We start from the raw sequence: 12,991 nt of genomic DNA, 5'->3' as shown, positions 1-12,991 counted from the left end.
ATTGCTTGTATCAACCGCAAATTAAGTCAAATATTTTCAGCGAAAAACCCTTTGTTGTTTATTGCTTCGCTTCAGGATCACTTCGGCCATCAAATAGCGTTAGTACGCACGGTTAGGCCATTCGACTTCGGATGATTGAGACGGCTAGCGCGCCAGCCCTCTTTTTAGCCTGTCAGCGATACTCCAACTGACGCCGCGCTCCCGCGCTTCGATGACCAAAGACCTACCGCGTTGCCGTTCAATCTCCGGTCGCCACGGCACCATGACAAACCCTTTCTCATTGCCGACAATGGCCATTCTACCTTGTGCAAGATCGGTCGTGCGCTCAAATTTTCCCTCGAAACCTTCTCCAGTTTCTAGCACCCTGTGCGAACGTTGAGTTCGCCTGGATTCTGCCTCACCCGCTCGGCGCAGCTCCTCCAACCTTAATTGCTGTCTTACGTCAGCGTTCAGCTCGGTTTCTCCCTCTTTGAGCAATCCTTTGCCGCGCAAGAAAGCAATGCGGGCTCTACGCGCTTCGGAAAATTGTTTACTCTCTGCCAGGTCTGGATGCCTATCTTCGCTGTCGAGCCAAGTCTGCGCATGGACTTTGATCTGCGCTTCAATCGACGTCCATGAATGCACTTTCATGGCTACGCTTCCAGTCTTAGCCGCTTCAAATTCTGCGGCCTTTTCGATGAAGTCATCAGCTATTTCCCAAACCCCTTGGCCATTTCGATTCACGATGCCTGCTCTGCGGAGCGCTTCAAGTCTTCGCTTATGCGCGAGTCGATAAGCGCTCGAAGCGGACGGATCGGCGTCTGCATGCAATTCATCCGAATAGACCCCGCCGCTTCGGGTAGCGATCTCAGCAATCGTGCGATCGGCCTTTCTAGGCCTTAAAGGTCTCGGCCTTAGCTCAACAACCGCGCCTAAAGGCGGTGACGCCCCGCCCAGTTCATCTGTTACAGGCGCGTACCATGGCGTTCCGTGAAAATCCTCCACAAGCATAAACCGCCGGTCTTTCAATTCGTCTTCCGGCCCATGCTGTATCACGACCCCGATGATGGATGGCGCATCACCGGTTCGTTCATCGAAGAACCGAACCTTTGACACATCTTTCCCAGGCTCTACCCCAGCAGCCAAAGTGCGGATGATATCGCCTTTGCGCCCCATCGCTTTCAGCGCCCTCTCCCAGTGAGGGGCGAGTTCCCATCGCCCGTCTCCCAGGTTCTTGGCAAGATGGAGCTGCTCGAGGTGAGACAGACGTTGCTCTTGCAGACTGTTTTTGAACCGCCCGATAGCACCTGACCCGGGAGACAATTCTAAAGCGCCTTTATTCGATTGCTTCGCGAGCTCTCGATCCAGACCTGTGAACCGGTCATTTGTTATCTCGCGATGCCTCGATTTAGCGATCTCTATATCGCGCCTTGGGCCAAGTTCTTGCGTGAGGGTTTCTTCGGCCCGCGCGCGCAAGCCTTTCATAAGATAGTCACGGGCGATGACGAGGTCCTGACCTATGCTGTCCTTGCCGCGAACAACAATATGAGTGTGCGGATGACCTGTGTTGTGGTGATCTACGGCAACCCAGTCGAGCTTTGTACTGAGATCACGCTCCATCTCCGACATGAGCCTGCGCGTCGTTTCTTTAAGGTCGCCTAATTGGTCTGCGTCTTCTGGTGAGACGATAATGCGGAATTGATGGCGGTCATCCATGCTACGCTCGGCGAATGCACGCCCATCCACTTCGCTATCATCGCGCCCATATAGGTGGCCACCTGATCCATCCCTGTCGACACCATCTCGTTGGATGTAATCAATGTGCCGAGAATAGGCCCTTATCCCGATGCCTGTTTTCGCGCGCGCTATGTGAACTTTAACCACAACCCGGCGAAGTCGCATGCGGGGTAGTCTCTGGGACCTTATACGGGCATGCAGTCCTGCCGCGTTACCTCTGCCGATGCGTGCCCCGGTGAAAGCCGGTTTTGTTTGCGGTGCAGACAACTGCCGTGCTGCTTTGAGCAGTCTGGACCGAAAGCGCTTTGACGAGCCGGCACCCGTGTCTCTCAGCTTACCGAGGCGCGGTGTGAAGTCTGCGTCGCCGCTCATGTGGTGCGTCCTGCGTCCATGCACCTGAAAAGTTCAATAGAACCAACAAGGACGAGAATATTCGTGCACCACATATTCCGGCATAAGGCGCCAAAAAAGAGATGTGCAGACAATACCTTATGCACCTTTTGGTGCATGAGCTTCAATCTTGCCCGTCCGGGTTCGCTGTCAAATCTGATGCCTCCTTTCGCCGCTTTATGCCGCCCTATGCCGGAACACGCCGCCATGTCTATTCAGCGCCATTCCAGAATGAGCTGGGCAGTGCTTTGAATATCGCTCAGATTGGTCGGTCCGAAGTAGCGACCATCCAGAGAATCTGGGTGCCGATTCATCAAAAACACCTGGCTTTCATCGAGAAGGAAACAGCCTTCCCATGAGGGCAGTTCTTGCCCAAATGAATCTATTTGTTTGACGGTGCCATGTGGGACTTGATTGATCTGAATACGTCCATTCATCCTACAAATTTCATCCCCTGGCATACCGGCGATACGCTTCAAAAGAGGCCAATCTTTTCCGACAAACCCTCTCTGGTTTGCCCAAGCCGCCTCAGGGCTCTTGGCTGAAACGACAACCCAACGGCCAAGGGTGAATGGCTTGTCGTTCAGCCAATAAAGCCCCATTGGCGCGCTTGCCGTTCGGTTCCAAAGAAGCCTTTCTGAGGGGGAAAACACTATTCCGAAGAGGGAGAGACACACGCCTGCAATCATCAGGCTCAAGAATAATCGACGCATGGTTTCACCGAAGAGGCTCACCGGTGGAAACCCATCTCTGGCCTTCTGACCAGTCGACCAAGTCGGCTTTCGTGTAATAGACACGCCAACCATGTTTTCGATAAATGGGGCCACGTCCCTGATACCGATAATGACTGAGAGTAATGGGTGAAAGGTGCAGAAATTCGGCGGCTTCCTGCGCGGTGAGAAGTTCGGGTAACTCCGAACTACCCTTGGGGTTTTGATTATTCTTTGCCATGATCAGACGCTCCTTTTCGATGGTTCCTTTCGCAGAAAAGCATGCCGCCACATGCCGCAATTCATAGCCGTAAAAAGTCCCATCTGAATTTTCCGCCCCGCTATTAACCCTGCAGTTCCAATACAAAGCCGCCCGGAGAAGATCTCCGAGGCGGCCTGATTTGAGCGATATTCTAGCCTAATCGCGCGGGTTCCAGAGGATCACGTGTCGCCCCTTCTTGCCTTTCACGGGGGCGAGGTTTGCGTAGACCTTGCGCGGCCCTATCTGCGGGTCTGCAAGGGTGATCGAGACATATTCTCTGCCGCTTGCCTTAGCCTTTCTGAGCCAGCCGCCGCCAATTTCGGTTGAGGTTTCACCGGCATAGATGCGGTAGTCGGGCTGACCATCGGCGGCTTTTTCCGCGTTCTTCTCTATGCGGATTGAGCTGGTGAGGTTCATCATTGCAAGAGCGCCTTCAAAGCCTGATTTGGTTTCGCTTACATATCCGAGTGCGTTGGCCATGGTGTAGTTCCTTTCGTTTCCATGTGTCTCTAGGGACACCTTGTCCCCGTCGACGCCGGACCGCTCGGGCGACGCTGGACGGGCCTGAACCGGAACGGGCGAAACGCCAGTGAAGCACCGGCTCGGCGAAGAATTTTGATGCGCGAGGAGCCGCGTATGCGGCGGGGAAAATTCTTTCTAAGGGCCGGTTTCAAGGGCCGGAGAGCGTCGTCCAGGTCATACGGCAAGAGACGGGAAAAGGGGTCCGGAAGCCACCTTCGGAAACGTAACGCACAATTGTGGTCAACACTTCGGAGACCCTATTATAAGCAAAAAAGGCGAGCGGTGAGCGCTTCGCCCCGATGCTGCATGATCAGCATTCTTCGCTATATGGGACAGTCAAAACCACCCGATGATTGCCACCGGGCGGCTCCCTCATCCGCCTGAACAGGAGACAAACAGTCAGGCGGCATTTAACTCACCGAAGGCTTGCGTCTCAGTGATTTCAGGCGCGCGCGGGGCTCGTGTCGAGCGCTGCGCAAAGCCGACGGGCGGCGGCGATCCCGGTGGCGAGTGCTTCGGGCAACAGCTCCTGTGCGGCCTCGGTGAGGTAAGCATTATCGCCATAAGGATAGTTGGTCTCAATGCCCCAAAGGCTCGCTGCATCAGCGTCTAAGATGACGCCTTCCAGCGCAATCGAAAGCACGACCCCGCAATAGAACCATTCATCTTTGCGCCATGCCTCCATGACGGCCTCAGCCCTAGCCTGCGCGTCTGCAAAACGTCGCCGGTGGTTCGATCCGGGGCCAATAAATCCCGGCGCGTCCTTGTAAAGCGATGGCCAGAATCCGTCTTGGCGTTCGTCGGGCGCGTCGGGGCAATCGTCGCGCGCAATGCGCGCGACGATCTTAAAGCCAGCGACTTCGCAAGTGATGCTGTCGCCTTCACAAATGAAGTCAGAGAAGCGTTCAGTGAAAGCCATGATCAGCGGCTCCAGAAGATATGGACTTCATCGAAGCCCGTCTGGAACACCATGATCTCGCCATTCAGCGCCATGTCGCGGACAAGCGCCTGCCAGTCGATATAGTAGCGAAGGCTCTCGGGTATCTCGGTGCCGGTGTCCTCGTGCAGCTGCTCGGCAAAGTCTGCAGCGCTAAGATATTCGCCAGCATACTCCTCGAATGCGGCGCGCGCCTCGGTCAGATCGTCACCGAAATGCGCAAGCACCTTGGCGCCAAGCTCGCCGTGCTCCTCAATGAAATCTGCCAAATCGCACACAGTCTCGAATGAGGCGTATTCGGAAAGATTCGCGCCTTCGAAGCCTTCATAATCATGGATTGCCCATTCTTCAGCATCTGGAATTGGCGAAGCCGCAAGCATGGCGCGGACTGAATCCATGATCTCGTCGGGGCTCGTCGCATCGATCCAACGCCCGTGCAGGCAGCCATTATTATAGGCCGCGAGGCAAGCTACGTAGATGCGGCGTTTCTCGCGAAGCGTGGGCGCGGCGCTTCGTGTTTGCGGGTGGTGGGTTAGTGGTTCGGTCATGTCAGTCTCCTTTGCGCCGCCTCGCATTCTTTCCCGCATCAGGCGGGAGTGGGCGGCGAAAAGGTGCTTGGCCGGAGCGCATTAGGGCGCGGCGCAAGGGGTGGCTGAAGGTAGGACACCTATAGACGCTACATTACGAAAAAGTCCCGCCCCCTTGCGCTGTGACCGCGCTCTGGCAGATGCACCGTCCGCCCAATTCCGACTGTTAGGGAGAATTATTGAGGCAAATGAACGATTGAGAGACCGCGTAAGTGATCCGAACTGAAAGTATTAGGTTTAATCCAACGCTTTCAAAATAGCAGCTTCGACGACATCTGAAGGTGCCTTAAACCATTCGGTGGCTCTGAATGTTCGCCCGTCTGGTCCAGTTACACGAATAGTTACGTGGAAAGCGCTGAGAGCGCGGTGGATGCGCCGCTCAGCCTCTTTCGCTGAAAAACCCGTCAATTCATATGTTTCAACGATTTCGACGGGAGCAAATAGAAATGTCGACTGGGTTTCTGCCCGAGCAACCCTGTCTTCCACATACCCAGAAGTCGTCCCGACTTTCAGCAGACCAAGGGCTTCAGGCTTTTCAGATAATGAACGCAGCACATAAACTGCGCCTGTACGGGCACCCTCAAACAGGGGACCGATTTCTACGGTACCAATACGAAGTGCATCTTTGTCCTCATACAACCGGCGGACTAAGGAAGACATGAGGAGATTGGACTCCGTGCCGTTGTCGAAAATAACCCTCAAACGCGCATCCGGCTTATCATTCCGAAGATGCTCTTCCCTTACGTCAGCAACGTGCACCAACTGACCTTTCAGTACGAAGAACTCGCCCAAATCAACGCGTTCTTGCCGAAAAGGTCTCGGTTTGCGTAGGCCACTTTTGACGCCCTCACGTATTTTGTTGAACAGTGGTTCAAACCGCTCGAAGTCAGGGCATGGCTGACGATCCGCAACGTAATCCGGACGGGCTGCTGGCTTGAGCTCGTCTCGCACTTCAAAGATGCCAATATCGTCATTAAGTAGAGGATCTGCGAGCGGATCAATCGGATCCGCTGTGCCGAATACTAGAAGGGGTATTGTCAGCAGAAACTCGCTTGAAGTCGTTTATCCCCTACCCTAGCCTTGCGCGATGACCAAAAACCCATTTCGCTACTTCAAAACATCACCCGAAATCATCCAACTGGCCGTCCTGATGTATGTTCGGTTTCCTCTATCTCTTCGTAACGTCGAAGATCTCCTCCATGAACGAGGCATAGATATCTGCCATGAAAGTGTGCGCAAGTGGGTAGACCGCTTCGGTCCAATGTTCGCTGGGAAGATCAGAAGTAAACGCGCCTCATACATGCGACAGATCACTCAATGGCAGTGGCACCTCGACGAGGTTTTTGTAAAAATCAGAGGTGAACAACACTATCTTTGGCGCGCCGTCGATCATGAAGGCGAAGTGCTAGAGAGCTTCGTCACAAAGAATCGCGATAAGGCTGCCGCATTGAAATTCTTGAGAAAAGCAATGAAACGGTACGGAAACCCAAATGTCATCGTGACAGACCGCTGTCCATCTTATCGGGCCGCCATGAAGGATATAGGCAACCAAGACCGCCAAGAGGTCGGTCGCCACAAGAACAACAGAGCCGAAAACTCACACCTGCCATTTCGACGACGAGAAAGAGCGATGAACAGATTTCGGCGAATGTCGAACTTGCAGAAATTCGTTTCTACCCACGCCTCACTCCATAATCACTTCAACTTAGATCGCCACATAAATCGTAGACAGACTTTTAAATCACAGCGTGACGCCGCCTTGCTCCAGTGGCGCGATCTTATCGCTATCTAGGATCTGCTAACTCACGCTAAACGGAGACTGGTTCGCATTAAACTGACAGCACCAGGCCGGACACATGACCGCATCCCTCAGATTATCATTCGCTCAAACTTTGTGCTTGCAGAAACGGGGTCGTCCACACATGACAGCACCCTCACTGCATCAGGTTCGGTCATGTCTTTTGTCCGGATGCTTGAGCAGAATTGCTTACCCACTTGGGCGCTGTCGTTCGTCGTTTTCCATCCGGCGTTAATCGCAGTGAGTCAGTTTCCAAATCTTCGCGATCCCAGAGTTGGCAAGTGACCATTTTGTGCTTCTGATCCAGGCCTTCACAATAGTTGGTATATTCACAAATCCGAACTTGGCTACCCTTGCCAGATCGAACTTTCTCGAACCAGTCGGGATCGGCCAGCGCCTGACGTGCAAGCGCGGCAAAATCGCCGATCTCCTGCTTTAGAATGCGTTCAGCCTGTTCGAAGCTGTGAATACCGCCGGCAACAATAATTGGTGTTTCCAGCTCGAGGCCCCGCAGGTGTGATCTTAGGCTTATTGAGGCTGCTTCATTTCGGCCAAACGGGCCAGCTTCATCCGAAATGATCTGAGGCATGCACTCATATCCGCTCTGACCCGTATACGGATAAATCGCTTCTCCGACTTTCGGTTCCTTTGCGTCTTCAAACTTGCCGCCTCTTGATAACGATATGAAATCCATCCCCGCGCGCGCGAACTCTTGCGCAAACCAGCGCGCGTCTTCTTGCCCGGATCCATCAGTTATACATTCGTCAGACAACATTCGACATCCCACGATGAACTGGTCAGAGACAGCTGAACGAACCGCCTCGAACACGTTGATTGGAAGCCTCACACGGTTTGCTCTACTACCCCCAAATCCATCTGACCGTGTGTTCAGCGCAGAGAGAAACGAAGCCATTGTGTAGGCGTGGGCATAGTGCAGTTCCACGCCATCAAATCCCGCTTCTTCAGCTCGCAAGGCCGCCTGCGCGAACAAGGGTGGCAAACGCTCCGGTAGTTCGGCGATATGGGGTAAATGGGTGTCTGTAACCCGCTCTCGGAACCCTCTTGTCATGCTTTCAAAATCGCGCGGGGTGAGCAACACTTCCAACTCATCAACGCTCAACTGTTTTAGCTGGGCTTTAACTTGCTCATCGTCCTTTCCGAGCGCGCCGAGGCGGTTGCGAAGCTCATCGGATATGGGAAGAAATCTATCGATGAAGGTGTCCGCTGACGGACGGCGCTTGATCTGAAGAAAATCAATCAATTGAATGTAAAGTCGCGTGTGTCCCTCGCTCGCGACCTTCACAGCTTGCGTCAACGCCTTCAGACCGGGCAGAAAACGATCATGCCCAATCCGGAGCAACGGCCCGGACGGAACATCCTGTATTCCAGTCGCTTCAACCACGATTGCGCCCGGTTTGCCTTCGGCAAAGCGAGTATACCAGTCAATAACATCCTGGCTGACTTCGCCGCCTTCAGTGGCGCGCCATGGCACCATTGCCGGCACCCATGTTCGGTCATTATGCTGCATACGCCCATAGCGAAAAGGCGAAAACAAGCCTGCCTGAGAAGCTTCGTTGGAGGTTGGCCACCCCGCTGGGTTGGTCCTGTGTCGAATGCGCTGGGGCGGTTTCCACATAAGTCGGTATCCTCAAGCGGAGATGGCGTCTGCGACCTTGTAATGGCGACGATTTGGGCGTGCCTTCAACGCGAGATCAAGCGCCTTCTCGTTGGCTTTTTCAGCTTCGCGATACAACTGATATTCCCCAGACCGAAGTTGATCGGGCCAGTCAAATCTCTGTCCCTGTACACCTGTCACGCCATAATGCGCGGCGGCCTGACGGGTGAAGAACGGATTGTTTAAGTGCGGTCGGGCAAGTGCGCAGAGATCTGCCCGGCTGGCCGCAAGGATCATGTTAATCTGCTCTGGCGAAGTGATATCACCAACCGCGATTGTCGGGATATTGACCGATTGCTTAACAAACTCCGCAAATGGCGTTTGCCACATCCGCCCCCATACGGGCTTTTGCCAACGTACAGTCTCACCTGAGCTGCAATGGATAATATCTACTCCTGCCTCCTTGAACGCGTTGGCGATGACTGCCAGGTCGCTGAGAGTTAGACCGTCCGGTGCCCAATCACTACAGGAGAGGCGGACCGACATTGGCCGCTTATCGGGCCAGACTTTACGCATCGCTTGGAAGACCTCGATTGGAAATCTTGCGCGGGACAGGGCATCACCGCCAAACGCATCTTCTCGGATATTGGTCAAAGGCGAAAGAAAGCTTGCGAGCAAGTATCCATGTGCGCAATGCAGTTCAAGCATGTCGAACCCGGCCCGCGCGGCACGTTCGGTCGATAAGACAAAACTCTCAATCACTTTATCCATCGCGGTTCGGTCAAGCTCTATCGGGACTTGAGAAACACCTTCCATGTAAGCAATTGGAGACGCCGAATAGATCGGCCAGTCGCCAGCATCCATGGGCATGTCCATCCCGCCTTTAGGCGTTTTCGTAGCCCCTTTTCTTCCAGCATGACCGATCTGAAGGGCGATTTTAGCCCCCGTGAGATGTATTTGCTCGACCAGTTCAGTGAAATCATTTTCCTGTGCGTCTGACCATAGGCCGGTGCATCCAGATGTGATGCGCGCGTCGGGCGTTGGACAGGTCATCTCCGTAAAGATCAGGCCGGTCCCCCCCATCGCACGTGCCAGATAATGGGCTTTATGCCAGTCGGTCATATTGCCATCGTCGGCGCAGTATTGCGCCATGGGGGCCATTACCACCCGATTGGGCACCGTCATGCCACGCAAATCAAACGGCGTGAACATAGGCGTAGGACGGTCAGAAGCGACGTCCCGACCTGTCTGGGCTTCGTAGCGTTGATAAAATTCGGCCTCCACTTTCTCCATAAAGGCAGGGTCTCGAAGCTTTATATTGTCCCAGGTCAGAGACTTTGCCCTCGACATCATCGAGAAGGCAAACTCGAACGGTGCCTTTTTCCAATGCATGCCCATATCTTCGAACCATTTCAAAGATACCGCGGCATTGTGCTGAGTGATCTCGACAGGTGTCCTTCGGTCCGCCTCATAGGCAGCTGTTGCCGCGGTGAGATTATCTGAAGAAGCAACAACGTGGTCTGACAAGGAAATCGCACATTCCATGGCGAGTTTTGTCCCGGAACCGATTGACCAGTGGGCCGTCGCCTTAACGTCCCCCAGCAGAACCAGTTTGCCAGACGTCCAATTCTCGCAGGTGATGACCGGGAAATTTCTCCAAATCGACCTGTTCGTAATAAATCCGTGCCCCTCCAATTCGTCAGCGAAAACGCTCTCAAGGAATCTGGCAGACGCTTCTTCGTCCATGTTTTCGCAGCCCGAACCGTTCCAGGCATCTGGAGTTGCCTCAACGACCCATGTCGAGCGGCCCTCTTCATATTGGTAGGAATGCGCGCAAAAGTGTCCGTGCTCTGTTTCTTTGAAAAAGAAGGTGAAAGCATCAAGCGGCTTGGTGGACCCGAGCCAGGTAAAGTAGTTCGGGCGAAGTTCGCTGTGCATACCGAAATCGGCTGCGCGTATGTCGCGTATTTGGCTGCCAATTCCGTTCGCGACCACGATCAGATCACTGTCGGAGAACCGGACTTCGACATCCTCTGGAGGAATGATCGCTTCGAAATGCAACTTGACGCCAACCTGTTCACATCGCTTTGTGAGAAGCTGCAAAAGGGTTTTTCGCGAACATCCAGCAAACCCATTCCCGCTTATGATCGTGCGATCGGTACCTTTTGAGATTACGATATCGCTCCAATAGGCGAAATGATCGCGGATGAGTTCATACGATTCAGGGTCCGCCTCAAAAAACTCGTCCAGCGTTTCATCGGAAAACACCACGCCGAACCCAAACGTGTCATCCGCTTTGTTCTGCTCATAAATGTCTATTTCGCAGTGCGGTAGGCGCTTCTTCGTCAGCAGCGCGAAATAGAGACCGCCAGGGCCACCGCCAATAACCGTGATTTTCATTACGCAGCTCCTTTGTTTGGTTTGGTTGGCCTATTGAAATGCTTGCAAGCCGGTTTGCGCACGCCCAAGAATGAGGGCGTGCACATCGTGCGTGCCTTCATATGTATTAACCGCTTCCAGGTTCATGACGTGCCGGATGACATGATACTCATCAGAAATTCCATTCCCGCCGTGCATATCCCGGGCGGCGCGTGCAATGTCCAAAGCTTTGCCGCAGCTATTTCTTTTGATCAGCGAAATGGCGGTCGGGTTGAGCGTTCCGGAATCCCATTCTCGCCCCGCTTGCAAGCAGGCTGAAAGTCCGATCGTAATCTCTGTTTGCATATCGGCGAGTTTGCGCTGGATCAGCTGCGTTGCCGCGAGCGGGCGCCCGAATTGGATCCGGTCAAGCGTATATTGCCGGGCCGCATGCCAGCAAAACTCCGCAGCGCCCAATGCGCCCCACGCAATGCCAAACCGGGCTGAATTCAGGCATCCGAAAGGGCCTTTAATGCCCTGCACATTGGGCAACAGATTACCCTCCGGCACAAACACATCATCGATGACGATTTCGCCGGTAATCGATGCGCGCAGAGAGAACTTCCCTTCAATTTTCGGGGCAGTTAATCCCTTCATTCCCTTTTCAAGAATGAACCCCCGAATGACCCCATCATCGGTCTTCGCCCAGACCACAAATATGTCTGCAATCGGTGAGTTTGTGATCCATATTTTTGCGCCATTCAGGATATAACCGCCATCAACCGCTTTGGCGCGGGTACGCATGGAGCCTGGGTCCGAACCCGCATCTGGTTCGGTAAGTCCGAAACATCCCACCCATTCACCGGTTGCGAGTTTGGGCAAATACTTCTCGCGCTGATCTTCGCTGCCATAGGCAAAAATGGGATGCATGACGAGTGATGACTGAACGCTCATGGCAGAGCGATATCCGCTATCCACGCGTTCAACTTCACGCGCGATCAACCCGTAGCTCACATAGTTCACGCCGGCACATCCGTACCCGTCAATGGTTGCGCCGAGGAGGCCGAGTTCGCCAAGTTCAGTCATGATCTCGCGGTCAAACCGCTCCTCGCGGTTCGCACTTAGAACGCGCGGCAGCAAACGATCCTGGCAATAGGCGCGCGCCGTTTGCATGATCATGTTTTCATCTTCGCTGAGATGATGAACCAGGTTCAAAGGGTCTTCCCAGTTAAAGCTCGCTGTCTCGGTCTTGGGGGCAATCATTAGAGTATCAGGCATTTTCAGGCACCATAGCTGTGGTTTCAATTTCGATCAGAGCCGCATCTTCCATCAGGCTCTTTACCTCGACAAAAGCGACTGCTGGAAAGACATGCCCAAGCCGGTCTAGCCAAATCTTGCCAACTGTCGGCAGGTTGGACAGGTATTCAGCCTTGTCGGTGAGATAGGCGGTCATTCTGACAATATCCTCCGGTTTCGCGCCGCCCTCAGCAAGGATGGCGACTGTGTTCGCCAGCGTCTGATCGAACTGACCCAGAAAGTCTGATCGCTCAAACACCTCGTCATTGTTCCAACCCACCACACCAGCGGTGAACACCATTCGTCCACTGGCGGCGACACCATTTGAATAGCCCTTGGGCCGGACCCAGCCTTCAGGTTGCAGAAGTTTACGCATGCGCAGTCCTCCCCCCAATTGAGTGACGGGACAGCTTCTCGCGCACGTGCAACGGCCAGTGCGCGGCTTTCGAAATATCGCGCCGCGCACAGATATGGGTCGCGCGGGTGCGGATTTTCAGCGCGCCATCAACTTTCGAAGCAACATCCAGCGTGACCGTCCTGTCCGAGATTTGTGCAACTTCAAGCTCAAATTCGATCACATCGCCGAGCATGCAGGCCCCGCTAAAACGGGTCTGGACCTCACCCATCGGAGAGCCGACATTATGGTCGCTGATCAGTCCGGCAAAACTCGCGCCCAGTTCAACCTCAAACCACTCATCGATAACTGAGTTGAGCATCTCAAAATAACGTGGATAAAAAATAATTCCGGCCACATCGGCGTCGGCCCATTCTACTTTTCGGCGCGTGCGGAAAATCGACAT

The 12,991-nt window shown here is 54.0% G+C and carries 13 protein-coding genes; 1 reads left to right on the top strand and 12 read right to left on the bottom strand.

Features of this window, described 5'->3' with window-relative positions; translation table 11 throughout:
- Positions 1-144: 144 nt before the first annotated feature.
- From CFA77_RS07200 to CFA77_RS07170, 7 genes are all read right to left on the bottom strand, one after another.
- Entirely contained in the window at positions 145-1,881 is a 1,737-nt protein-coding gene (locus CFA77_RS07200; protein ID WP_206992883.1) for a DUF3363 domain-containing protein, read from the bottom strand.
- 440 nt (positions 1,882-2,321) lie between these two features.
- The gene (locus CFA77_RS07195; RefSeq protein WP_242517514.1) at positions 2,322-2,933 is read right to left on the bottom strand and encodes a S26 family signal peptidase; all 612 of its coding nucleotides are present in this window, start codon (positions 2,931-2,933) and stop codon (positions 2,322-2,324) included.
- Positions 2,824-3,057: a helix-turn-helix domain-containing protein gene (locus tag CFA77_RS07190; protein ID WP_206992881.1), complete on the bottom strand. Its 234-nt coding sequence runs from the start codon at positions 3,055-3,057 to the stop codon at positions 2,824-2,826. The genes CFA77_RS07195 and CFA77_RS07190 overlap by 110 nt, the downstream gene beginning before the upstream one ends.
- Positions 3,058-3,234: 177 nt before the next feature.
- Positions 3,235-3,558 carry a DUF736 domain-containing protein gene (locus CFA77_RS07185; RefSeq protein ID WP_206992880.1) on the bottom strand — a complete coding sequence of 108 codons (324 nt, stop codon included), beginning with the start codon at positions 3,556-3,558 and terminating at the stop codon, positions 3,235-3,237.
- 484 nt (positions 3,559-4,042) lie between these two features.
- Positions 4,043-4,519: a hypothetical protein gene (locus CFA77_RS07180; protein ID WP_206992879.1), complete on the bottom strand. Its 477-nt coding sequence runs from the start codon at positions 4,517-4,519 to the stop codon at positions 4,043-4,045.
- 2 nt (positions 4,520-4,521) lie between these two features.
- A complete protein-coding gene (locus CFA77_RS07175; protein WP_206992878.1) occupies positions 4,522-5,085 on the bottom strand; it encodes an antirestriction protein ArdA in 564 nt (187 codons plus the stop codon).
- Positions 5,086-5,361: 276 nt separating this feature from the next.
- Positions 5,362-6,075 (bottom strand): GIY-YIG nuclease family protein, encoded by a 714-nt coding sequence (locus CFA77_RS07170; RefSeq protein WP_206992877.1) that lies wholly within the window; start codon positions 6,073-6,075, stop codon positions 5,362-5,364.
- Positions 6,076-6,211: 136 nt separating this feature from the next.
- On the opposite strand from CFA77_RS07170, the gene CFA77_RS07165 reads away from it, so the two are divergent.
- The gene (locus CFA77_RS07165; protein ID WP_206992876.1) at positions 6,212-6,916 is read left to right on the top strand and encodes an IS6 family transposase; all 705 of its coding nucleotides are present in this window, start codon (positions 6,212-6,214) and stop codon (positions 6,914-6,916) included.
- Positions 6,917-7,076: 160 nt separating this feature from the next.
- Here CFA77_RS07165 and CFA77_RS07160 read toward each other — a convergent pair whose 3' ends face one another.
- From CFA77_RS07160 to CFA77_RS07140, 5 genes are all read right to left on the bottom strand, one after another.
- Positions 7,077-8,417 (bottom strand): hypothetical protein, encoded by a 1,341-nt coding sequence (locus CFA77_RS07160; RefSeq protein WP_206992875.1) that lies wholly within the window; start codon positions 8,415-8,417, stop codon positions 7,077-7,079.
- Between the two features lie 153 nt (positions 8,418-8,570).
- Positions 8,571-10,937: a tRNA-dihydrouridine synthase gene (locus CFA77_RS07155; RefSeq protein ID WP_206992874.1), complete on the bottom strand. Its 2,367-nt coding sequence runs from the start codon at positions 10,935-10,937 to the stop codon at positions 8,571-8,573.
- A 30-nt stretch (positions 10,938-10,967) separates the two neighbouring features.
- Complete coding sequence (locus CFA77_RS07150) at positions 10,968-12,173, bottom strand: acyl-CoA dehydrogenase (protein WP_242517513.1); 1,206 nt, start codon at positions 12,171-12,173, stop codon at positions 10,968-10,970.
- Entirely contained in the window at positions 12,166-12,567 is a 402-nt protein-coding gene (locus CFA77_RS07145; protein WP_206992873.1) for a RidA family protein, read from the bottom strand. Before CFA77_RS07145 ends, CFA77_RS07150 begins: the two co-directional genes overlap by 8 nt.
- Complete coding sequence (locus tag CFA77_RS07140; protein ID WP_206992872.1) at positions 12,560-12,991, bottom strand: thioesterase family protein; 432 nt, start codon at positions 12,989-12,991, stop codon at positions 12,560-12,562. The genes CFA77_RS07145 and CFA77_RS07140 overlap by 8 nt, the downstream gene beginning before the upstream one ends.

Origin of the sequence: Hyphomonas sp. KY3 (genome assembly GCF_017309975.1) — a bacterium.
Taxonomy (GTDB): domain Bacteria; phylum Pseudomonadota; class Alphaproteobacteria; order Caulobacterales; family Hyphomonadaceae; genus Hyphomonas.
The sequence above is the reverse complement of the archived record's forward strand: the minus strand, read 5'-3'. Positions and strand labels throughout refer to the sequence as shown.

Coding starts and splice junctions, on each gene's coding strand:
- CFA77_RS07200 (WP_206992883.1), bottom strand. CDS start 1,881: ATGCGACTTCGCCGGGTTGTGGTTAAAGTTCACATAGCGCGCGCGAAA.
- CFA77_RS07190 (WP_206992881.1), bottom strand. CDS start 3,057: ATGGCAAAGAATAATCAAAACCCCAAGGGTAGTTCGGAGTTACCCGAA.
- CFA77_RS07185 (WP_206992880.1), bottom strand. CDS start 3,558: ATGGCCAACGCACTCGGATATGTAAGCGAAACCAAATCAGGCTTTGAA.
- CFA77_RS07180 (WP_206992879.1), bottom strand. CDS start 4,519: ATGGCTTTCACTGAACGCTTCTCTGACTTCATTTGTGAAGGCGACAGC.
- CFA77_RS07175 (WP_206992878.1), bottom strand. CDS start 5,085: ATGACCGAACCACTAACCCACCACCCGCAAACACGAAGCGCCGCGCCC.
- CFA77_RS07165 (WP_206992876.1), top strand. CDS start 6,212: ATGACCAAAAACCCATTTCGCTACTTCAAAACATCACCCGAAATCATC.
- CFA77_RS07160 (WP_206992875.1), bottom strand. CDS start 8,417: ATGGTGCCATGGCGCGCCACTGAAGGCGGCGAAGTCAGCCAGGATGTT.
- CFA77_RS07155 (WP_206992874.1), bottom strand. CDS start 10,937: ATGAAAATCACGGTTATTGGCGGTGGCCCTGGCGGTCTCTATTTCGCG.
- CFA77_RS07150 (WP_242517513.1), bottom strand. CDS start 12,173: ATGCCTGATACTCTAATGATTGCCCCCAAGACCGAGACAGCGAGCTTT.
- CFA77_RS07145 (WP_206992873.1), bottom strand. CDS start 12,567: ATGCGTAAACTTCTGCAACCTGAAGGCTGGGTCCGGCCCAAGGGCTAT.
- CFA77_RS07140 (WP_206992872.1), bottom strand. CDS start 12,991: ATGTCGATTTTCCGCACGCGCCGAAAAGTAGAATGGGCCGACGCCGAT.